Below are 23,403 nucleotides of genomic sequence, written 5' to 3' on the forward strand. Positions count from 1 at the left end.
AAAAATTGATGACCCTTGCGTCACGGCTTGATACAACTTGTTAGGTTATTTTTAGATATAGTTATCGTAAGATTAGTGAAGTCGAAATGTGTGCGGGAATTGCATACACACTTCAAAACATCAACTTAAGAAGTCCTCCAAAAAAGGAGATCAGGGCATGATCCACGCTGGCAATGCCATTACCGTCCAATTGCTTTCGGACGGAATTGCAGAATTCCGCTTTGACTTACAAGGTGAGTCGGTTAACAAATTCAACCGTGCAACGATTGAAGACTTTAAAGCTGCTATTGAAGCTGTAAAAAATAACAGTGAAGTGAAAGGTCTAATCGTAACCTCTGGTAAATCAACATTTATCGTTGGTGCAGACATCACTGAGTTTGGTGAAAATTTTAAGCAAGGTGAAAGTGCAATTGTAGAATGGGCAATGCCTGTTCACGAGATTTTTAACGCTTTTGAAGATCTAGAGATTCCTAAAGTTGCTGCGATCAATGGTATTGCATTGGGCGGCGGTTTTGAAATGTGTTTGGTATGTGACTACCGCGTAATGTCAAATGCTGCAACAGTTGGCTTACCAGAAGTTAAACTGGGGATCATTCCTGGTTTCGGTGGTACTGTTCGTCTAAGCCGTTTGATTGGTATTGACAATGCGGTTGAGTGGATCGCGACTTCAGCAAACAAACGTCCAGATGCTGCACTGAAAGACGGTGCTGTAGATGCAGTGGTTGCGGCTGACAAACTCCAAGAAGCTGCGATTGATCTTGTTAAACAAGCAATCTCTGGTCGTTTAGACTGGAAAGCAAAACGTCAAGAAAAATTAGAGCCTGTTAAATTAGACATGCTTGAACAAATGATGGCGTTTAACTCATCTAAAGGTGTAGTCCTTGCGAAAGCAAACCCTGCTCAATACCCAGCACCAAAACTTCTTCTTGATTCACTTCAAGCTGGTGTAAGCCAAAAACGTGATGAAGCGTTAAAAATTGAAGCCGAAGCGTTTGCTAAAGCTGCTATTACACCACAAGCTGGCGCATTGATCGGTTTATTCATCAATGACCAAGTTGTAAAAAAAGCATCTAAAAAACATGAGAAAGGTGCTCACCCGGTTAACCAAGCAGCTGTTTTAGGCGCGGGTATTATGGGTGGCGGTATTGCTTACCAAGCGGCAAGCAAAGGCACACCAATCATCATGAAAGACATCGGTAACCCACAGCTTGCTTTAGGTATGTCTGAAGCAAATGGCTTATTGACTAAACAAGTTGAACGTAAAAAGATTACACCTGCAAAAATGGGTGAAACACTTGCACGTATCCGTCCTACTTTAAGCTATGACGAGTTTAAAGAAGTCGACATCGTGATTGAAGCAGTCACAGAGAATCCTAAAATCAAGGAAGCTGTGTTACGTGATACAGAAGCAAAAGTTCGTGAAAATACGATCATTGCTTCAAATACTTCTACGATTTCAATCACGCGTCTTGCAAATGCATTGACTCGTCCTGAAAACTTCGTAGGCATGCACTTCTTTAACCCAGTTCACATGATGCCTTTGGTTGAAGTGATCCGTGGTGAGAAAACATCTGAAGAAGCAATTGCGACAACTGTTGTTCTTGCTCAAAAAATGGGTAAAACACCAATCGTTGTAAACGATTGTCCTGGCTTCCTTGTAAACCGTGTATTGTTCCCTTACTTTGGTGCGTTTGACCTTCTGCTTAAAGATGGCGCAGACTTCCAACAAGTTGACAAAGTCATGGAAAAATTCGGCTGGCCTATGGGACCTGCTTATTTGATCGACGTTGTGGGTATCGACACTGGTGTGCATGGTGCTGAAGTTATGGCTGAAGGTTTCCCAGACCGCATGAAGCCTGACTATAAAGGCGCGATCGAAATCATGTACGAAAACAAACGTCTTGGTCAAAAAAATGACATCGGTTTCTACAAATACGAGCTTGATCGTAAAGGTAAGAAAGCGAAATCTATTGATCCAACTGCGTATGAGCTTGTTGCAACGATGGCAACAACTGAAAAGCACGAGTTTGATGCTCAAGAAATTATTGACCGTATGATGCTCGCGTTCTGTAACGAGACTGTTCGTTGCTTAGAGGACAACATTGTTTCTACTGCTTCTGAAGCAGATATGGCAATGATCATGGGTGTAGGTTTCCCTCCATTCCGTGGTGGTCCAGCGCGTTACATCGACCAAACAGGTGTTGCTGAATATGTTGCGCTTTGCGACAAATATGCACACTTAGGTAAGGCTTATGAAGCGCCACAAATGTTGCGTGACATGGCTGCAAACAACAAAAAATTCTACGGTTAAGGAGCAACGTGAATGGCTACTTTAAATCCACGTGACGTTGTCATCGTTGATGGCGTACGTTCTGCAATGGGTAAAACCAAAAACGGTATGTTCCGCAATGTACGTGCTGACAGCTTATCTGCTGAATTGGTTCGTGCTTTAGTTGCTCGTAACCAGTTTGATGTAAATGAAGTTGAAGATTTGATCTGGGGTTGTGTGAACCAAACCCTAGAACAAGGTATGAACATTGGCCGTAACATCGTGTTATTGGCTGACTTGCCGAAGACTGTTGGTGGTCAAACTGTAAACCGCCTCTGTGGTTCTTCTATGCAGTCAATCCATACTGCTGCGGCGCAAATTGCAACCAACCAAGGTGATGTATTCATCATCGGTGGTGTAGAGCATATGGGTCACGTTGGTATGATGCATGGCATCGATCTTAACCCAGAAGCATCTAAGCATTATGCGAAAGCATCTAACATGATGGGCTTAACTGCTGAAATGTTAGGTCGTATGAACGGCATTAGCCGTGACGAACAAGATGCGTTTGGTGTTGAATCTCATCGTCGCGCTTGGGCTGCAACTCAGGAAGGCCGTTTCAAAAACGAAATCGTGGGTGTTGAAGGTCATGATGCCAATGGCTTCAAAATCCTTTGCGACATCGACGAAGTAATTCGTCCAGATGCAAACCTTGAAGCATTCAAAGCGTTACGTCCAGTATTTGACCCTAAAGGTGGTACTGTGACTGCTGCGACTTCTTCTGCATTGTCTGATGGTGCATCAGCAATGTTGTTGATGTCGGCTGAACGTGCTCAAGCTTTAGGTCTTAAGCCACGTGCTGTGATTCGCTCTATGGCGATTGCAGGCTGTGATGCTGCGATCATGGGTTATGGTCCTGTTCCTGCAACACAGAAAGCGCTTAAACGTGCTGGCTTAACGATGGAAGACATCCAAACCATCGAGTTAAACGAAGCATTTGCTGCTCAAGGTCTTTCTGTAATGAAAGGCTTGAACATCTATGACAAGCAAGACAAGATCAACTTAAACGGCGGTGCGATTGCATTGGGTCACCCATTGGGTTGTTCTGGCGCACGTATCACCACTACATTGTTGAACGTGATGGAACAACAAGATACGCAAATCGGTCTTGCAACCATGTGTATCGGTCTTGGTCAAGGTATCGCGACAATTATCGAACGTGTTTAATTCTTAATTAAATACTAAGATATAAAATCCCCGCTTAATGCGGGGATTTTTATTATAAACATTTCAAATTTATCTAAATATCCTATTGATTTTGATATTTTTAATAGATAATTTCACCTTAACTACTAACTTAATTTTAGAATTAGGATATGTCAACATTCTTGAAAACAGATAGCAATATACAAAAAGCCAATCAACAGATTGGCTTAATGAAATAATCAAAATTTTAAATAACGAATCACTTAGGCAGAGCACTTCGCCATTTATCACCTAACATCAAATCTAAACGGTCAGCATCGATATTCAACTTAAAAGTTCCATTACGAACTGCTTCTAAAGCTTTCTCGCGATTCATACCCATCGAAAGTGGTTCCATCATGGTAAACAAACCTGATGTCGGGTCAGAAGACTGCAAACCAGCAGCCACAGCTAAAACATACTCTCTAAGTAATGGTGAAGAAATTTGATTTATATTCGGTTCAGAGGCTTTGGGCTGTATATCAAGCGTAGTAAAATTATCGCCAATCACATAATTTTGGATCTCATTATCTTTTTTAATGATCTGATGCTGTAACGCCTTACGTACATCTTTATCTTCTTGATAAGGAACAACACCTACAGCTTCTTGACGCAGTTCAGAATCCGCCATCACTTTAATCGTAGGCAATGAGGCAACTTCTTCTGCCTGTACAGTGGGTAACCAAACAGAAAGAGCAGTTACAAGTATCGAAACTTTGATAAAGTTCATACATTTCACCTAAAAAATAAATCATCGTATATATTCAATAAAATGATTCAATACATTTAATATTGTCTATTAAACAGGCTATAACAAATTATAGCGAGATTCACTAAAGCTCAGATAAACGGTAAATACTGTTAAAATTCTGAAATAAAGATTAAATAGGTTTTGCTCATTCAACAGCTTAAATAGAGCCACCAATAATTTTTTTTCCAACTGGTCCGTTTTAGTTTATAAGAGGTCTATTATGAATCTTGCTAAAGTTGCTGAGATAACTCAAGTAAGCCCGCGTATGTTACGTTATTACGAAGAGCTAGGATTAATTCGCCCGCAACGAACAGCGAATCACTATCGAGCTTATAATCAAGCAAACATCGAGGATATTCAAAAAATTAAAGTTCTCAATGATGCCGGCATGCATTTAAAAGACATTAAATTATTATTGCCATGTTTCGATTTGGGTGAGGAAAAATTTACCTTATGCCCTGTTGCCAAAGAAACATTAAAAATAGAGTTAGAACATATTTCAGAAAAATTAGTCAAACTCAAAAAATCTCAAAGCCTATTAACATCTTTTTTAATGCAAGGAAAAGCTGAAGAAACCAAGCGTTAATCGAGATCAATCTTATTGAAGCGCCTGGACCCGCTCTTTTTCTTCACTATTCATATCTTTCCAAGCTTTTCGATTATTCCAAAACCAATAGCCATTTTTATCCTGTGCAACGCATCCCATATCAGATTTGGTTTTAAAACTTGCATAATCTGCACCCTCAAGTTCGCCAAAACGTTCTTCATAAATATGCTGCTTGTCTTTTGCGTAGCAATCTCCGAGTAGTTCAAAACTACTGGCATCTGCACCCTCTAAAATCGAAAACATGCCCCCATCCAGCATGCTAAAGTAGTGATAAACATGCCGTTTATCTTTATACAAATTAGAAGGGTTTAACTGCTTAAAGCTCGCTAAATCTATAGTGTCATTCAAAGAAGGCCCATCTTCACCACCAAAACCCAAATGTCGATAAAAACGCTCACCCATGATCGACAGGCTTTTGCTGGGCAGAACATGTTCAGATAGAAACACGCTACAACGATTTGCATAAGGAAACTTTAACGCCAATTCTCGTTGAGGATTGATATATAAATTGTCCCGCACAAGGCTCCATTGCTGTTTTTCCTGCTCAGCATTTAACCCCGCTTGCTTTTCCTCCACGACACATTGGTCATACTCAATTTGTTCAGCACATAAAATAGGGGCTAAGCCTAAAAAATGCTTCCATCCATAAACCTTTTTATAAGTATCGGCATCCAGCATTGTGTCTTGATCAATTTGATAAACACCAAAATGATAGCGATATAAAGCAACGCTTTTACAATCTTGCTGAACGAGAAATGGCGTCTGGTAGACATAGCCAATCCCACCCAGCAATAGCAGTATAAACATTGTAAAAAGCAAACATATTTTTATATTTTTCATTCATCTACTTCTAAAATTTACAAGGCTTCTTCTAATACTTCCGCATTTTGCTCTTTTTTCTGATTGATTTGGCTATTCAATTTCAGCACATCCTGAAACAACTGGTTAAACTGTTTCACTTGAGCATCGTCTTTAAACAAAATTTGATTACCCTGCTTCTGCCACTCATATTTTTTTAACAAATCAAACATGGTTTCAGCTTTACCTAAAATTTGTAGCTCATTTAGGATTAGGGTATTTTCAGGGTCAAGTTCAACATTCTGTTCGAGCTTATCCTGTAAGGGTTTCTTGAGGTCCTTGCGCAAATCTATTTTTTTTAATTCGTTTAAAGCCTCGGTTTTATTTTGTCTATTTTTTTGCTGATATTGCTGCATTGCTTGTCGTACAGTCACCAGCATCTGTGTTGTTTCTACATAGTTCTGTTTACGGTCTGCATCCAAACGATTTACATCTAAAAAATGATCCCATTTGGCCGCTGCGAGCTGATTTAAATAAGTGTTCCGTGTATCAACATTCTTGGCCCAATATTTCAATAAAAACTCAGACAAGGTTTTGTAATCACCTTTGAGCCGATTATCATGAATATCAATATTTACGGGTTTAGAACGGTCTTGGGCTTGTTCAGAAAGTTGCCGCATTTTTTCAGTCATCACCAAATCAAATGCTTGGCGATTGGCGTCTTCATTCTTTATTGAAGTATGGTCATAGTAGAAAAATCCAATAACAGCCAGAAAGATGATACCGAAAACAATCAAAAGTCGACGCATACCAAACTCCGAACATCCTTATAGATTACTTAGAATATCCTAAGCGACTCTTTTTTGTATATTAATTATGCAAAATAACAATAAATAACCTTTGTTGAATCACCTTAAAATAAGACTGCTTAAAAGTTTCACTTTAAATTTATGCAAACAAACCCCATCATAATCCAAAATTAGATTGTAGAGATTTCCCATGCGCGTAGATATTTGGTCAGATGTGGTTTGCCCTTTTTGCTATATCGGTAAAAAACGTTTAGAAGCTGCTGCTGAACAAGCAGGTATTGAGCTTGAAGTCCATTGGCACAGTTTTGAACTTGATCCTGAAGCACCTACGCGTCAAGAAGTTTCAAACTCTGAACGTCTTGCGCAAAAATATGGGCGTAGTATCCCTGAAGTCGAAGATATGCAACGCAATATTGCAGCAATGGCAAAAGAAGAAGGCATCCAATTTAACTGGGAAAATGCCAACTCAGGAAATACCTTTAACGCCCATCGGATCATTCACCTTGCACAAAGTAAGGGTTTAGGTTCAGAAGCAGAAGAAGCTTTTTTCTATAGCTATATGACTCAAGGTTTACCGATTGGTGAACGGGAAACAATTGAAGATGTCGCATCTCGTATTGGCTTAAATCCAATAGAAGTTGATGATGTTCTAGACTCTGAAGAATATGCTGACTTTGTAAAATTCGATGAACAAGTTGCTCATGAACAATTAAAAGTAACAGGCGTACCATTCTTTGTCTTTGATCAACGTGTGGCTTTAGCGGGTGCTCAACCACGTGAAGTCTTTGTACAAGTGTTAGAAAAAGCCCTTGAAACTGCGAATGATGCTGAAATCGAGCAACAGGATGGCCCTGTTTGTGCTGATGAGTCTTGTGAAGTTCCCAACAAATAAAATCAGCTACTGGAGAAATTCCTTGAAGGAGTTTCTTCAGTATTCAATAAGCATAATAATATTTAAGAAAATGATTAAAAAACCAACCGAAACAGATCATAAAAAATATACTGAATGATTTCTATGTCTTATTTTTAATGAGTCATTTTTTAAATTTTACGTGCCATTTTTGCAATACAGCGTTGCAGAAAAGCAACTATTCATCACCTTTTTCTTAGACTAAGATCAATAAATATTTTTCGTTCCCACGAAATTCATGCGCTGTAGTTTCTTTTTTAATTTTCTTATTTTTTAAGACACAACACCTCCTCTTTTGGAGGTGTTTTTGTTTATGCCGCAATAAAATAGGCTTTGAGGATAAAATTAAAGTTATCCACAACAGCGTATAATTTTTCTTCATTCTCGCTTTTCAAAAGTGCATTGCTACTATAGTCAACCTGTCAAAAACTCATACACAAGAATATAATTTCTCTTGATTAATATTTTCAACTAAATCAATTGCCTTAGGAAATAATTTGTTTGATTATAAAAAGCTTGCAATGCCGTACCATACATTCAAAGCTTAAATACCTTTGCGTAGGCGATGCCTCACTTTTCAGAGATGAAAAGATGACAAAAATCTTTCGTTTAACAGGGCTCTTGCGCTGCAAACAAAGCAGTGCTTTATTTTTGCTCATATCCCCCCGCCCAACGGCGACATCCATGTCGCCACACTGTAGGGCAACTATTTATGATTCAAAAGCACAAAAAATGAATTGATAACCCATAGTTTTTAAAAAGTTCATAAAAGATACATGCTTCATGTCTAATCAATGACTTGAAGCAAATCACTTGCATGAATAATTATGCAGTTTGACTATATTTAAAATCGCTTATCTATTCTTGGATAAGTGTAGATTTTGTCTCCAAAGAATTTTTAGCGTAAAAGCTTTACCATAATTGAGCTTTGGATAATAAAAGCGCTTATTTATTAAAAAATAGCTTAAGTCACGCTTTGATTCGCGATAATGTGGATAGAATACGCTTCATTTTAAATAAATTTATGTTTTTTGTACTTAAAATAGCGATTCCATTGAAATTTAGTGTTTTTTTAAGGCATAGTTATATCGAAAATGAAGTACTGAATGACTCAAAGTTTAAGAAGTGGGCATATGAATAAAATATCAATCTTCTCAAAACTACCTTATGTCTTAATATTAGGCGGTTTTTTTGGGAACACTGCGTTTGCAGAAGTAAATAGCAGTCTTGAAGCGAATGCTAAAACGGGGAAAGTCGATCAGCAACCTTCTTTAGCCAGCGCCAAAGAAAATGAGATGGGCTTGCTCAACTATATTCCAAAAATTGTTGACTCAACACCGACCATTTTCCCAGAACAATCTAATCAAGTTATTGTTCCCCCAACGGATGCAACAGAAGATCAAACTTGGGCCGACAAAAAGCAGAAAAAGATTAGCAATTGGGCAGACCGTACAGCCAATAAAATGGACAACTGGTTTGGAAAAACTGATCCTGCACATCCAGCGTCAGCAACGTTGCGGATCATTGTTGATAATCAATGGAATAAGCATGATGGTTATGATGTCAATCCTCGTATCCGAGGAAAAGTTAAATTACCCACACTTGAAAACCGTTTAAGTGTGGTCTTTGGTGATGATTCATTAGATGATGAAATTACAAATAATATAGCGATCAACAATAATCATGCTGATGGCGATCCAGATAAACGAGTGGATGGTAAACAAATTCGTGATGATAACAGCTCGATTGCTTTACGTTGGTCACAGCTTTCTAAACGCTTACCTTTTGACTTAGATGCAGACCTTGGTATTCGTTCAGGTGATGATATCTATGCACGTTTAAAGGCTCAAAAGGATTGGAAACTGGGGAATGATTTTACTTTTCATGCGGAACAGATTTACCGCTATGGGATCGACAGTGAAAACTATTTGAGAACCAACTTAGAGCTGACCCATGCTCGCCCCAATCAGCCCTTTATTTCCAACCAATTCTATGTGACGTATGCAGATGAACAAGACGATGATTTAACTTGGGATAACCGTACTTATCGACAACATCAGTTCTTTAAAAATAATCGCTTTAACTATGGTATCTATACTGGCGGTTATTATAATAATAATGACCTTAAGCTCAACAGTTGGGGGCCTTTTGTTTCTTGGCGACAACCTGTTTGGCGTGAATGGTTTTACGTACAAGGCGACTTAAATTATTTTAATGATCGTCGTGAAGATCGTAGCCATTTCCCAAGCGCTTTGGTACGTTTAGAAGCGTTATTTTAAGCATAAGCTGAATCTTTAAGCTGAACTGTGGATAAGTTTCGACTTATCCACTGATGTTGGTAAAATGCCTGCCACACCCTTTTAATTCAATGGGGCAATTGAAAACAATTCAAAAGTAAAACTATAAGCGGGACCAAAGTCGCTAGAATTGGGCATATACATTGTTTCATAAGTCATTCGCCCAATCGCCCTAACTTCTTTATCGACTAAAGCATCGTCTATTTTAAGGCTTGGATGTACCGCTATCGGTAACGCCATTCCCCCTTTCCCATCGCTAGCAGCAAGTTCATAGTTCTGGCCATTTTTTTTCAATATACCCATCACAGCAGCCTGTGTATTTTGTCTTAAGAACATGGCGTTATGTACTGAAATATCTGTGGTATTTGCATTACGCTTTTCAACTGGTGGAAGTTCATATGCCATCACAACTGTTGTAGCTAAACTGAGCAATACAAAACAACCTATACATTGAATTCTTTTAAAATTATTCATTGAATGTGTTTATATAAAAAAGCCTATCTTAAAGATAGGCTCTGTTAAAACAAATTACGACTTATTTAAGCAATAAATTGTTAATACGTTTTACATATTCAGCAGGATCATCAGGTAAACCACCCTCAGCAATTACTGCCTGATCAAAGATCACATTGGCTAAATCATCAAACTGGGCTGAACTTTCAAGTTTTTTTACTAAAGGATGTTCAGGGTTAATTTCCAGAATTGGTTTAGATTCAGGTACAGCCTGACCCGCTTGTTTTAACATACGAATTAACTGCGGCGAAAGCTCACCATCGCTGGTCACTAGACATGCTGGTGAGTCCACTAAACGCGTTGTCACACGCACTTCTTTGGTCTTGGCTTTTAATGAATCAGAGAGTTTTTCAACCACAGGTTTAAACTGTTCTGCGGCAGCTTCGAGTGCTTTTTTCTCTTCCGCATCTTGTAAATCACCAAGATCGACTGCACCCTTTGCAACATTTTGCATAGGAGTGCCATCAAAGTCATGCACAAACTCCATCGCCCATTCATCAACACGATCTGCCATAAGCAAAACTTCAATGTCTTTTTTACGGAATAATTCAAGTTGCGGAGAGTTTTTCGCAGCCGCTAAGCTATCGGCAGTCACATAATAGATAGCTTTTTGCCCTTCTTTCATGCGTGCTTTATAAGCTTCCAATGATGTTGATACCTCATCATTGCTCGAAGTAGAGAAGCGTAAAAGTTTTAGAATACGTTCACGATTACCAAAGTCTTCACCTAAACCTTCCTTGATCACTGAACCAAATTCAGCATAGAAAGTTTTAAATTTGTCTTGATCAGCTTGATCTTCTGATTTTGCTAAAGCATCCAATGTTGTCAATACACGACGTGCATTACCTTCACGGATGGTTTTCACATCACGGCTTTCTTGTAGAATCTCACGGCTTACATTAAGCGGCAGATCAGCACTATCCACCACACCTTGTACAAAACGTAGATAATTTGGAATCAGATTATCTGCATCATCCATAATAAATACACGTTTTACATAAAGTTTGATGCCTGCTTTAGCTTCACGCGTGAAAATATTACTTGGTGCTTTACTTGGAATATAAAGCAATTGGGTATATTCAGTACTGCCTTCAACTCGGTTATGTGCCCAAGCCAATGGTGCATCAAAGTCATGAGTTAAATTCTTATAGAATTCTACATACTGCTCTTCAGTAATTTCGCCTTTGCTACGTGTCCACAAGGCACTTGCTGAGTTAATCGCTTCCCATTCATCTGTTTTAACATAATGACCTGGTTTTTTCTCTTCACCTTCAGCTGCTTCTTCTTCCTGCCAAACTTCCTTCTGCATTTCGATAGGTAAGCTGATATGGTCTGAGTATTTATTGATAATTTGTTTAATTTTATAAGATTCTAAATAATCCAGTGCGTCATCACGTAAATGTAAAATAATCGACGTTCCACGTGAAGCCTTCTCAATTTGTTCGACTTCAAAGTCACCCGTACCACCACTGATCCAACGTACACCTTCTGATGCATCTAAACCTGCACGGCGAGATTCAACGGTAATTTTATCAGCAACGATAAAACCAGAATAAAAACCTACACCAAACTGGCCAATCAGTTGTGCATCAGCTTTTTGGTCACCAGATAACTTTGACATAAAGTCTTTGGTGCCTGATTTAGCAATCGTTCCTAAGTTATCAATTGCTTCTTGTTGGCTTAAACCAATACCGTTGTCTGAGATGGTGATTGTTTTCGCATCTTTATCTAGGCTTACACGAACATGTAAGTCTGGATCATTCTCATAATATTCAGGATGGTTAATTCCTTCAAAACGTAACTTATCACATGCATCTGAAGCATTTGAAATCAGCTCGCGTAGGAAAATTTCAGGGTTAGAATAAAGTGAATGCGTCACTAAATGTAAAAGCTGAGCCACTTCTGCTTGAAAGCTATGCTTTTTTGAACTGTGTTGTACGTTCTGTTCACTCATAAAATCACTCCGTAAATTCATAACGCTTTTTTATTGAATGCATTAGAAATGGAGTGGTTTAAGCATATTTCAATAGGCAAATTTAATTTTTTTTAAAATGGACCTTGTTGGTAAACTCGATTCATATAAATCTCTAGTTTTTGCTGGCGCATCTGATACGCATCGGTTAAACAACGTAGATTGTCCTGACATTGATTGCGCAGTTGTAACCATTTCACTTGCTGATCCTGTATCACACCCCGTGTTCCCATCGGAACAAGTTTACGGATAATGGTATAGGTGGTCGCCATTTTGACATCTGCATCGTTTAAACTGCGATGCTCACAAATGGCATGTTCGCTTTTGGTCTGAGCATGCTCACAATTAAAACTTGCTGCATTGGCTATTGTGCTGCTACTTAACCCTACCAATATTATAAAAATTAAATTTTTCATATCATGTCAAAGTCTTATTGATGTTCTGATAGATTAAATGGATTTAATCAGCGCTTATATAGCTAAAAATAACTATTTTTTATTGCTTCTTGTTTCAATATATAAGGCTCTGTAAAAATAAAAAAACTCGGTAAATTTACCGAGTTTTTTATGAGTCTAAAGCGAACTTAGAATCTATAGCTATAACCCAAAGTATAGATAACTGGATCAATATCTAAATCAAATTTTGCAGCAGTAGTATTACCCGCTTTAACAGTCACTTCTGGGCTTAATTGAGCATAACGGGCATCAAAGAAAACACCCCAGTTTTTTGCATCAGCAGGTTGGAAGTTAAAACCGATTTGACCAGCAAAACCAAAATCATCTTTAACTTTAATCTTAGTGCCCGCCAATGCCCCAGATGATTCCTCATCCCATGCAAGGAATGCTGTACCACCAACACCAATATATGGTGTAAAACGTGTAGAGTTTTTGAAGTTATATTTAAACGTTACAGTTGGTGGTAAGTGTTTAAGGTTAACTGCTTTTTCACCATCTAATTTCACATCGTGGCTAATTGGTGTAGCTAATAAAACTTCCGCAGAGAAAGGTGTTTCACCAAAGATATATTCTACAGAAGGCGTAAAAGCATATTCATGGTCTGCTTTCACAGTACCAACACCAGCAACTTTGGTGTCTTGTGTTGGTGCAATCACCGAACCACCAACCTTGACTTGCCAATCTGCAAATGAAGCAGAAGAAATTGCCATTAATGCAATAAGAGCAGTTTGCTTTAACATTATAAATACCCCAGCGTTGTTATTAATAAACATTAAACATAGGTATTAATAATATTGCAACATTTATTTAAATTAAGAATTAATATATATTTTTAAGTAACTGTTATACAATAAATTTTATTTTAATCACATCAAAACAGTTGGTTTTAAAACCCAACCAAATTAATCAGGATTATTAAGTGAAATTTAATATAAAATGGATTCTTTATTATAAATTAATAATATCTATAAAATAAATTTAAACCTCATTTTCAGGGCTGTATCTTCAGAGAAAAATCTTGCCTCCATGTCCTAGATGATAGATTCAGCCAATCAGATTGGCATCTCTGAATTTTTTATCGAGAAAGATAAAAGTGTATTGAAAACAGAGAGTTCATCGAAAAATTGTTTTTTGTTATTTTTATACATTAGGAAATTAAATCAACCTATACTGTCAATAAAACATCAATATAAAGTTATGTTACATAGTCTAAATCATATTGTTTAAAGATAAACAGTTCATTTTAAGATAAAAGAATTAAAGTATTTTAATCAATAAAAAATATAGTAATTTATATATTCAAACGAATTTCATTATAACCTTTTGGAATCATAGTACCTTGCTTAATATCATTTACTAAATTATTCCATTTATTATCAACACAATTCTCCAAAGGTTCTGGATAATTTCCTGTTCGATTAAAATTTTCCCATCCATCTATTGAAACCCCTAAAAACTGTTCAATTGACTGTATCGCTTTATCTAATGATTCATATTTAAGATTAATATCTATCCCTGTATCCTCATCACTTTCATCATAATAAAAGTAGGATATTAATATTTGTTCTTTGTCCAAAAAACCAATTACTCTCATATAATTCCCATACTCTTCTAATAAAACTCTATCTACTACAACAGGTTTGGTCATACCAACTTCAATATAACTCACTAATTCACATATATTCATATTTACTTTTTCCAATAATTACAATGATATCTTATTACCATCAGGTATCTCTATGCAGTGATCCTGAAGTATTTTTATGAATTGGGGCAGTATGATCACAAAGGTTTATAACTCACCTTTATATGTATCTCTTTGATCAGCCAAATCCCCACTCACCTTATTATTTAGGCTTAGATAATTGATAATCTTGATCTGCTGATCTTAATTCAGGCATATTATTTAAGATTTTTCCTGCTGTTTAAATATCAAAAACTAGAATACTCCCATTTTTACAAAGAATATCAACCCATCTATTTAAATGATTTTAGTCGAACAGATATAAAAAAGGCTGTTTAGATCTCATCATAAACAGCCTTAACTTAAAAAATAAACGCTACAGCACCATCGCAGCAATCCAACCAAACACCAATAATGGAATATTAAAATGGATAAATGTTGGAACAACCGTATCCCAAATATGATCATGTTGCCCATCTACGCCCAAACCAGCAGTAGGCCCCAAGGTCGAATCTGAAGCTGGTGAACCCGCATCTCCTAATGCTGCCGCAGTACCAATCAGAGCAACGGTTGCAAGTGGAGAGAAGCCGAATTGTACACATAAAGGAACATAAATGACTGCAAGTACAGGCACACTTGAAAATGATGAACCAATTCCAATCGTTACAAATAAACCAATAAATAACATCAAGAAAGCAGCTAGCGCTTTATTGTCACCAATCAAATGAACAACACCGTTGACCAACTGATTAATATCCCCAGTATGGGTCATCACGGATGCAAACCCCGCAGCAGAGATCATGATAAAACCGACCAATGCCATCATACGCATCCCTTGTACAAAAACATCATCCGCTTCTTGCCATTTAAAAATCCCTGCGGCAGATAAGACAGAAAAGCCCACTAATCCGCCAAGGATCATTGAGCCTGAATACAATTGAGAGATCAGGGTTAAAATGATTGCCAGCAATGCCATAAGAATAGTTTTCTTGGCAATCACAGGGGCTTCTTGCTTGGCTTCTTGCTCTAAGGCTATGCCATCAGCTTTTAATACCTCAACATTTACCGCACGAAGTGGTTTATCTAAATCAATCGTGGTAATTGGTGCAACATTACGATCAACATAAATACGCGGTTTACGATAACTGACAAAAACGGCAAATAAAGTACCAATCACCATACCCAATACAGGAATAGCCATCCCCATAGGCATCATGCTTCTTTCAACATGCAGATGATAAGCAGCGCCAATTTTGTTGATATTCCCCATCAGAATTTGTTCAAGAAAAATTGCACCAAAGCCTACAGGCAAGAAGATATATGTGCCGACTAAACCTAAGGTCAGTACACATGCTGCGGCACGACGGTCGAGTTTCAAGTGATTCATCACTTTTAAGAGCGGTGGAACAAGCACAGGAATAAACGCAATATGCACAGGAATTAAATTTTGTGAACAAATCGCGGCAATCAGTAAAATACCCAATAATAAGAATTTTACTTTGGTTGCTTGTTTCTGCGTGGCTTCCATACCGAGTAAGCCGATCAGTTTATAGGCCAATAAATCAGGCAAGCCTGACTTTGAAAGTGCCAAAGCGAAAGCGCCTAATACCGCATAGGCCAAGGCAACTTCTGCACCATCACCCAAGCCCGCATTAAATGCTGTAACAGTATCTGACAAGCTTAAACCTGCAACCAACCCACCTATAATTGCTGAAATAACCAATGTTAAAACAACAGAAACTCGTGCCAGTGACAAGATAAACATCACGGCAATCGCAATAACGACAGCATTCATGGAGAAATTTACGAAAATTTGAAAGCCGATATTTTATCAGATTCACTTCAATGAAGCTGTAATTTAGTCGAACTGGTCATAAAATGAATAGGCCATGTGAAAACATGGCCTATTTTTATAAGAGCTCACATCACTTTAAGCGAATCAACTCTCACTATTTTTGAGTGCAAATGTTTCAATATATTGTGCAATCTCTTGTGGTTGACTAAGTACTGCCCAATGGTTTGCATCAACTTCTACACGTTCAAAATCTGTTGCCCATTTAGGCACTTCATCAATCAATTCTGGACTTACAAATTTATCTCTTAACAGTACAACCGCCTGTACAGGACATACTGCATAACGCTCACGTGGACGAGTTAAACGTGGAAGAAAGTTAGCACGGTATAGTCCGATACCATGTTCACCATCTTTTGCAATATTTTGGTTTAAGGGTAAGCCTTTCTTTTTCTCAAGTTGCGTTAAAATTGCACCCCAGCGTTGTGGGCTAAAAAAATGCCAAACGGTCGGGGCAAGAAATGGTAACTGGAATGCAACGATATACCAAGATTTAAATAACTGCTTAAAAAATTTAGGCTTTTCATGTAAAAACTGTTCACGCATCCAAAAAGCCGCATGATCTAAACAAGGTCCAGACATAGTGGTATAAGACAAAATACGATTTTTAAATTTAGGTTCAGTCACAGATTCCCACGACTGAATCGAGCCCCAATCATGCGCTGCAAGATGAAAATTACGATTGGGCAGTAGCTCATTTACCACGCACTCAAAATCCAAAGATAAGCGTGCTAAAGCATAATCACGAATTCGTTTTGGTACAGAAGACTGCCCTGCCCCACGTACATCATAAGTAATGATGTAAAATTTTGAGATCAATTGTTCAATAATCGGTTCCCAAACTTCTTGATTATCGGGATAGCCATGCACCAAAACCAACGCAGGGTTTTCAGCATTACCCCATGTTTTTGCATAAAGTTTTTGTTTGTCTTGGGTGGATATCCAATAAGTTTGCACTTGCATTGAGTCACCTTTTATTGTTTTACCATTGGCTGTGATTTCGTTGTAAAGGGCATTTAGATCAATGCCACATTCCATTCTGTTCTTTATTATGGTTTAAAAATCGATAACTAGAATTGACCATGAATGCGCTAATCAAAAAACTACAGACAATCCCATTTGTTTCCAAATTTATGTTGAATCATTTTTCTCCATATAAAGGTGCAGGGATTGAAATCGAAAAAATTGATCTAAAAAACTATCACGTTCGGGTCAAAATGCCACTGACGCATAGCAATCAAAATATTGTTGGCGTGCACTTTGGCGGTAGTTTGTATTCAATGGTTGATCCATTTTATATGCTTCTTTTAATGCATCATTTAGGCCCGAAATATATGGTTTGGGACAAAACCGCAAACATCAATTTCCTTTCCCCTGGTCGCAGTACGGTTTATGCAGATATCCGTTTAGATGCGATTGAAATCGAACATGTGAAGAACTTGGCCGAAAACTATAGTCCAGTCTATCGTAACTATACAGTGAATATTTTTGACGACTCGGGCTTAAGAATTGCTGAAGTACAAAAAACGGTGTATATCCGTCGTAAAAACCCTCACCCATTAAAACGCTGAAGTCTGTTTGAATGAGCCATTTTAAAGCCAAATAGTCAATAAATTGTGTAATAGTGAAGAGATGCTGAACTCTTCTAAAATTAGATATTGATAAAAAAATAAGCGCATGACGTTATAAACGTTGCGCTTATTTTGATTTGGTTTTAACGACTATTTATTTTGCTCAATTGCAGCACCAGCACCACCACCGATCGCACCACCAATGGCCGCACCGGCATCACCGCCGAGTACACCTTTACCAATGACTGAGCCAATACCTGCACCTATACCACTATATGTTGCATTACGGTTTGAACCATTGTTGGCTTTGCTTCCTACAGCAGCACCACCACCTGCACCAACAGCAGCACCCACACCATTACCAGCATGATTACCTATACCACCACCAACAGCACCACCAAGTGCCGCGGAAGTAATACGCTTATCATTTGCTGACATGTTTTCACAACCTGTAAGCATCACAATAGGTAAACTCACACACATCATAGTCATTACTATTTTTTTCATGTTATTCATCCTTTCTATCTGAACTTACAAATGCAATTAATTACAACTGATTTTATGAAAACACTAATTTATGGATTAAATTAAATTTTCATGTTGCTATTTGTAGTCTTTAATTATCAAAGATGCACAGTCGAATTTAAATAACATTCATGTTAATAAGAAATTATCATTGAATGACGATTTCCTCATAAAGCATTAACTTAATCACAAGATTTTTAAAACTAAAAGCATCATTCTATTCGTTTAAATTTTTCATTGAGAAAATGATAACTTGCATAAACAAGCATTAAGATTGCCAGCTGGCTGAATACCAAGAAAAGCATAAAAAAGAGTTCAGCAAAGACAACACCAAGTTGATAGTGATACAAGGATTGGAATAAATAACCATTTCGACCTAAACCTATGGTCATATCTTGTTTCGCGAAATGCCATTGCATCATCGAAAAACTAAACCAGATAAATCCAATAACACATACAACCATAATTACCCCATCCAACAACTTAAATTGCACTGTCTGAGTGGTTGTTTGAGGTGCAGTTTCATGCTCTTCTTGCCAAATCATGCAAAATAAAAAAACGGCCCAGATGCTGCTCAATAGCGAAAAATATGCAGTAATCGATACTGTATAAAAACCCAAGGGGCCAAACATTCCCGTTTGAACCTTTAATTTTTCTGTGATGAATTGAAATACATTATGCTGCCAATTCATTTCTGGCTGAGCTGGTAAAAACATCAACAAACAGGCGGGAACCAACATGACTGCCAGTAAAACCATCAATGTATGTCTAATTTTTATTGCCATTTTAAATGCTTATGACTTGAGTCTACTCAGTATATAAAAAAAGACGCCCTAAGGCGTCTTCTTCATTTCAAAAGCTGTTTAACTTAGAAAGTATCTTCATTTAAAGCTTGAGAGAATGCTTGATCAACTTCAGAGAAGTCATTTACAAGCTCATGCTCTGCAGCTTCTGCTTCTTGACGACGACGTTCTAAATGGTATGCAAGACCAGTACCAGCTGGAATCAAGCGACCTACAACAACGTTTTCTTTCAAACCACGTAACTCATCTTCTTTCCCTGTTACAGCAGCTTCAGTTAACACACGTGTTGTTTCCTGGAACGATGCAGCAGAGATGAACGAATCAGTAGAAAGCGATGCTTTCGTAATACCCATCAATTGACGTTCATACTTCGCAGGGAACTTGTTCTGAGCCAATACTGCTTGGTTTTCGCCCACAACGCGGATGTAATCCACTTGTTCACCTTTGATAAAGCTTGTATCACCACCGTCGGTAATGTCTACTTTACGCAACATTTGACGAACGATTACTTCGATATGCTTATCGTTGATTTTTACACCTTGTAAGCGGTAAACGTCTTGAACTTCGTTCACGATGTAGTTGGTTAATGCAACTTCACCTTTCAAACGTAAGATGTCATGTGGATTTTGTGGACCATCAGAAATGGTTTCACCACGGTTAACATGCTCACCTTCAAACACGTTAATGGTACGCCATTTTGGAATCAACTCTTCATAAATTTCAGAGCCATCATCTGGTGTAATCACTAAACGGTTCTTACCTTTGGTTTCTTTACCAAAGCTTACAACACCTGAAATTTCAGCAAGAATTGCATGTTCTTTCGGCTTACGTGCTTCGAACAAATCAGCTACACGTGGTAGACCACCGGTAATATCACGAGTACGTGAAGTTTCTTGTGGTACACGACCAATAACGTCACCAACACCAATCGTTTCACCATCACGAACAGTAACGATCGTGTTCTGTGGCAAGAAGTAGAACTGTTCGCCGCCATCTGTTGTATCCAACACGATTGCAGGACGCAAATCTTTACCAGAAGCAGGACGTGCTGTTACAGGTAAGATTTCAACAGTCGTCATACCCGTTGCATCATCAGTTTTAGATGTTGCAGTTACGCCATCCGAAATTTGGCTGAAGCGTGCTTTACCAGCAACTTCTGTCACCAATGGATGTGTATGCGGATCCCAAGTCGCAACAATACCGCCGCCTTCTACAGGTTGACCATCTTTAATCAAGATAGACGCACCGTATGGAAGTTTATAACGTTCACGTTCGCGACCTAAGTCATCTGCAATACCGATCTCACCTGAACGTGAAACAGATACCAAATGGCCTTTAGCATGTTGAACAGTTTTAACGTTATGAAAACGAACCGTACCTTTATTACGTACTTGTACGCTATTTGCAGCAGATGTTCGGCTTGCAGCACCACCCACGTGGAATGTACGCATGGTTAACTGTGTACCAGGTTCACCAATTGATTGTGCAGCCATAACACCAACAGATTCACCTGGATTTACCAAGTGACCGCGAGCCAAGTCACGACCATAACATTTCGCACATACACCGAAAGTGGAAGCACAGTTTACAACTGAACGTACTTTAACTTCATCAACACCAGCATCTTCAATATATGCAGCGATTTTTTCATCAATCAATGTGTTACGTGGAAGAACAACTTCATCTGAACCCGCTTTTTTCACGTCTTCAGCAGTTACACGTCCTAATACACGTACACTTAATGGCTCAATAACGTCGCCACCTTGAATGAACGGAGTCATTACAAGACCTTCAAGCGTACCGCAATCTGGCTCTGTAATAACCAAGTCTTGTGCTACGTCTACAAGACGACGAGTCAAGTAACCAGAGTTCGCAGTTTTAAGTGCTGTATCGGCCAAACCTTTACGTGCACCATGTGTTGAAATGAAGTATTGAAGTACTGTCAAGCCTTCACGGAAGTTCGCTTTAATCGGCGTTTCAATAATCGAACCATCTGGTTTCGCCATCAAACCACGCATACCCGCAAGCTGACGAATCTGAGCTGCCGAACCACGGGCACCTGAGTCAGACATCATGTAGATACTGTTGAATGATTTTTGCTTCTCGTCTTCGCCCTGTTTATTTTTAACAGTTGTGAAGGACAAGTTATCCATCATCGCTTTCGCAACTTGGTCGTTGGTACGCGCCCAAATATCGACAACTTTGTTGTAACGCTCACCTGCCGTTACGAAACCTTGCTCAAATTGTTGTTCAATTTCACGAACTTCAACTTCTGCTTTTTCGATAATTGCTTGTTTTTGTGGTGGAATCAACATGTCTTCCATACCCACAGAAACACCTGAACGTGTTGCTTGACGGAAGCCCAAGTACATCAATTGGTCAGCAAAGATAACAGTATCTTTCAAACCTAATTTACGGTAGCAAGAGTTAATCAATTTAGAGATGTTCTTTTTCGTCATCTCAACGTTGATTTGTTGGAAATCCATACCTTCAGGCACAACTTCCCAAAGTAAGCAACGACCAGGCGTCGTATCTACAACAATTGTTTGATGCTCACGGTTACCGTTTTCATCAATCACTGTTTGGTGTACACGTGCTTTTACACGCGCATGTAAGTCAACTTGACCAGTTGCAAGTGCACGGTTTACTTCATGAGTATCCGCAAACACCATGCCTTCACCTTTGGCATTGATTGCATCACGTGTGATGTAATACAAGCCCAAGACAACGTCCTGAGAAGGTACAATGATCGGCTCACCATTTGCAGGTGACAAGATATTGTTAGTCGACATCATTAACGCACGAGCTTCTAATTGAGCTTCAAGTGTTAATGGAACGTGAACCGCCATTTGGTCACCATCGAAGTCGGCGTTAAACGCAGCACAAACGAGTGGATGTAAACGGATCGCTTTACCTTCAATTAAGATAGGTTCAAATGCTTGAAGACCTAAACGGTGAAGTGTTGGCGCACGGTTCAACATGACTGGATGTTGACGAATTACAGATGCAAGAACGTCCCAAACTTCAGGGGTTTCACGCTCAACCATTTTCTTCGCAGCTTTAATGGTTGTTGCTTGGCCAGAAGCTTGTAGCTTAGCAAAGATAAAAGGCTTGAATAATTCAAGAGCCATTTTCTTTGGAAGACCACATTGGTGTAAACGTAAAGTTGGACCTACAGTAATTACCGAACGACCAGAATAATCGACACGCTTACCAAGTAAGTTTTGACGGAAACGACCTTGCTTACCTTTGATCATATCTGCCAAAGATTTAAGCGGACGTTTGTTCGAACCAGTAATTGCACGACCACGACGACCATTGTCCAATAACGCATCCACAGACTCTTGTAACATACGTTTTTCGTTACGTACGATAATGTCTGGTGCAGCAAGGTCAAGAAGACGTTTTAAACGGTTGTTACGGTTGATCACACGACGATAAAGATCGTTCAAGTCAGAAGTCGCAAAACGACCACCTTCAAGCGGTACCAACGGACGAAGATCAGGTGGAAGTACAGGAAGTACATTCATCACCATCCATTCAGGCTTGTTGTTCGACTCTTTGAACGCTTCCATCAACTTCAAACGTTTAGAGGCTTTTTTAAGCTTCGTTTCTGAAGTCGTGTTCGGAATTTCTTCACGTAAACGAGAAATTTCAGCTTCAAGATCGATGTCTTTCAACAAATCTTGAACTGCTTCTGCACCCATTTTCGCGCTGAATTCATCACCATGTTCTTCTAACGCTGTGAAGTATTCTTCATCGTTAAGAAGTTGGTACTTTTCCATTGGCGTCATGCCAGGATCAGTGACCACATAAGATTCGAAGTACAATACACGTTCGATATCACGTAAAGTCATATCAAGTAATAAACCGATACGGCTTGGTAATGATTTCAAGAACCAAATATGCGCAACTGGAGAAGCAAGCTCGATGTGACCCATACGCTCACGACGAACTTTTGCAGTTGTTACTTCAACGCCACATTTTTCACAAATGACGCCTTTATATTTCATACGCTTGTATTTACCACACAAGCATTCGTAATCTTTTACTGGACCAAAGATTTTGGCACAGAATAAACCATCACGTTCTGGTTTAAACGTACGATAGTTAATGGTTTCTGGCTTTTTAACTTCACCGTGAGACCATGACTTAATCATTTCTGGTGACGCAAGACCAATACGGATACGGTCAAACTCTACTGGAGCGTGACCATCTGAATCCGTCTTTTTGCGCATGATATCGAGCAAGTCTTTCAATTTTTTTCTCCGTGTGTCGAAGCGCTTTTCAGGCTACGACTGGGTCACAAATATTGTTTTTTCACTGAGATTTGGCATCTCCC

At 38.6% G+C, this 23,403-nt stretch carries 19 protein-coding genes; 6 read left to right on the top strand and 13 right to left on the bottom strand.

All coding sequences use genetic code 11. The features are described 5' to 3' along the window. Positions 1-157 precede the first annotated feature (157 nt). Both fadB and fadA read left to right on the top strand, forming a co-directional pair. On the top strand, positions 158-2,311 hold the full coding sequence (gene fadB / locus AC4CVF_RS17355; protein ID WP_490789770.1) for a fatty acid oxidation complex subunit alpha FadB: 2,154 nt from the start codon (positions 158-160) through the stop codon (positions 2,309-2,311). A gap of 12 nt (positions 2,312-2,323) precedes the next feature. Next, complete coding sequence (fadA, locus tag AC4CVF_RS17360) at positions 2,324-3,496, top strand: acetyl-CoA C-acyltransferase FadA (RefSeq protein ID WP_004718442.1); 1,173 nt, start codon at positions 2,324-2,326, stop codon at positions 3,494-3,496. 238 nt (positions 3,497-3,734) lie between these two features. On the opposite strand, the gene AC4CVF_RS17365 is transcribed toward fadA, so the two are convergent. Then, a complete protein-coding gene (locus AC4CVF_RS17365; RefSeq protein WP_419359042.1) occupies positions 3,735-4,244 on the bottom strand; it encodes a hypothetical protein in 510 nt (169 codons plus the stop codon). A 241-nt stretch (positions 4,245-4,485) separates the two neighbouring features. Here AC4CVF_RS17365 and AC4CVF_RS17370 point away from each other — a divergent pair, with 241 nt between their 5' ends. Then, on the top strand, positions 4,486-4,851 hold the full coding sequence (locus AC4CVF_RS17370) for a MerR family transcriptional regulator (protein ID WP_419359044.1): 366 nt from the start codon (positions 4,486-4,488) through the stop codon (positions 4,849-4,851). Between the two features lie 12 nt (positions 4,852-4,863). Here AC4CVF_RS17370 and AC4CVF_RS17375 read toward each other — a convergent pair whose 3' ends face one another. Together AC4CVF_RS17375 and AC4CVF_RS17380 are read right to left on the bottom strand one after the other, a co-directional pair. Further along, on the bottom strand, positions 4,864-5,679 hold the full coding sequence (locus tag AC4CVF_RS17375) for a DKNYY domain-containing protein (protein ID WP_419359045.1): 816 nt from the start codon (positions 5,677-5,679) through the stop codon (positions 4,864-4,866). A 50-nt stretch (positions 5,680-5,729) separates the two neighbouring features. Beyond that, positions 5,730-6,479 carry a hypothetical protein gene (locus tag AC4CVF_RS17380; RefSeq protein WP_419326989.1) on the bottom strand — a complete coding sequence of 250 codons (750 nt, stop codon included), beginning with the start codon at positions 6,477-6,479 and terminating at the stop codon, positions 5,730-5,732. 190 nt (positions 6,480-6,669) lie between these two features. On the opposite strand from AC4CVF_RS17380, the gene AC4CVF_RS17385 reads away from it, so the two are divergent. Together AC4CVF_RS17385 and AC4CVF_RS17390 are read left to right on the top strand one after the other, a co-directional pair. Further along, positions 6,670-7,371: a DsbA family oxidoreductase gene (locus AC4CVF_RS17385; RefSeq protein WP_004818526.1), complete on the top strand. Its 702-nt coding sequence runs from the start codon at positions 6,670-6,672 to the stop codon at positions 7,369-7,371. 1,151 nt (positions 7,372-8,522) lie between these two features. Further along, on the top strand, positions 8,523-9,668 hold the full coding sequence (locus AC4CVF_RS17390) for a hypothetical protein (RefSeq protein ID WP_336952361.1): 1,146 nt from the start codon (positions 8,523-8,525) through the stop codon (positions 9,666-9,668). A gap of 81 nt (positions 9,669-9,749) precedes the next feature. Here the strand turns inward: AC4CVF_RS17390 and AC4CVF_RS17395 are convergent, their stop codons facing one another. The 7 genes from AC4CVF_RS17395 to AC4CVF_RS17425 all read right to left on the bottom strand — a co-directional run bounded on the left by AC4CVF_RS17395 (position 9,750) and on the right by AC4CVF_RS17425 (position 17,125). Further along, positions 9,750-10,160 carry a hypothetical protein gene (locus AC4CVF_RS17395; protein ID WP_336952362.1) on the bottom strand — a complete coding sequence of 137 codons (411 nt, stop codon included), beginning with the start codon at positions 10,158-10,160 and terminating at the stop codon, positions 9,750-9,752. Between the two features lie 61 nt (positions 10,161-10,221). Beyond that, on the bottom strand, positions 10,222-12,153 hold the full coding sequence (gene htpG, locus AC4CVF_RS17400; RefSeq protein WP_490789771.1) for a molecular chaperone HtpG: 1,932 nt from the start codon (positions 12,151-12,153) through the stop codon (positions 10,222-10,224). A gap of 92 nt (positions 12,154-12,245) precedes the next feature. Beyond that, positions 12,246-12,587: a lysozyme inhibitor LprI family protein gene (locus AC4CVF_RS17405; RefSeq protein WP_336952364.1), complete on the bottom strand. Its 342-nt coding sequence runs from the start codon at positions 12,585-12,587 to the stop codon at positions 12,246-12,248. A gap of 167 nt (positions 12,588-12,754) precedes the next feature. Next, positions 12,755-13,366, bottom strand: a complete 612-nt coding sequence (locus AC4CVF_RS17410; RefSeq protein WP_490789772.1) for an OmpW/AlkL family protein — start codon at positions 13,364-13,366, stop codon at positions 12,755-12,757. A gap of 551 nt (positions 13,367-13,917) precedes the next feature. Then, entirely contained in the window at positions 13,918-14,313 is a 396-nt protein-coding gene (locus AC4CVF_RS17415) for a hypothetical protein (RefSeq protein WP_490773547.1), read from the bottom strand. Positions 14,314-14,686: 373 nt separating this feature from the next. Further along, positions 14,687-16,105, bottom strand: coding sequence for a Na+/H+ antiporter family protein (locus tag AC4CVF_RS17420; protein WP_004818515.1), 1,419 nt, complete (start codon positions 16,103-16,105; stop codon positions 14,687-14,689). A 144-nt stretch (positions 16,106-16,249) separates the two neighbouring features. After that, positions 16,250-17,125, bottom strand: coding sequence for an alpha/beta fold hydrolase (locus AC4CVF_RS17425; RefSeq protein ID WP_419359062.1), 876 nt, complete (start codon positions 17,123-17,125; stop codon positions 16,250-16,252). Positions 17,126-17,244: 119 nt separating this feature from the next. On the opposite strand from AC4CVF_RS17425, the gene AC4CVF_RS17430 reads away from it, so the two are divergent. After that, a complete protein-coding gene (locus AC4CVF_RS17430) occupies positions 17,245-17,733 on the top strand; it encodes a PaaI family thioesterase (RefSeq protein WP_336952368.1) in 489 nt (162 codons plus the stop codon). 150 nt (positions 17,734-17,883) lie between these two features. On the opposite strand, the gene AC4CVF_RS17435 is transcribed toward AC4CVF_RS17430, so the two are convergent. The 3 genes from AC4CVF_RS17435 to rpoC all read right to left on the bottom strand — a co-directional run bounded on the left by AC4CVF_RS17435 (position 17,884) and on the right by rpoC (position 23,320). Continuing rightward, complete coding sequence (locus AC4CVF_RS17435; RefSeq protein WP_336952370.1) at positions 17,884-18,240, bottom strand: YMGG-like glycine zipper-containing protein; 357 nt, start codon at positions 18,238-18,240, stop codon at positions 17,884-17,886. Positions 18,241-18,470: 230 nt separating this feature from the next. Continuing rightward, the gene (locus AC4CVF_RS17440; protein WP_490789773.1) at positions 18,471-19,043 is read right to left on the bottom strand and encodes a hypothetical protein; all 573 of its coding nucleotides are present in this window, start codon (positions 19,041-19,043) and stop codon (positions 18,471-18,473) included. Between the two features lie 83 nt (positions 19,044-19,126). Beyond that, complete coding sequence (gene rpoC / locus AC4CVF_RS17445; RefSeq protein WP_336952374.1) at positions 19,127-23,320, bottom strand: DNA-directed RNA polymerase subunit beta'; 4,194 nt, start codon at positions 23,318-23,320, stop codon at positions 19,127-19,129. Positions 23,321-23,403 lie beyond the last annotated feature (83 nt).

The sequence above is a fragment of the Acinetobacter sp. LipI_19 genome, from assembly GCF_058242925.1.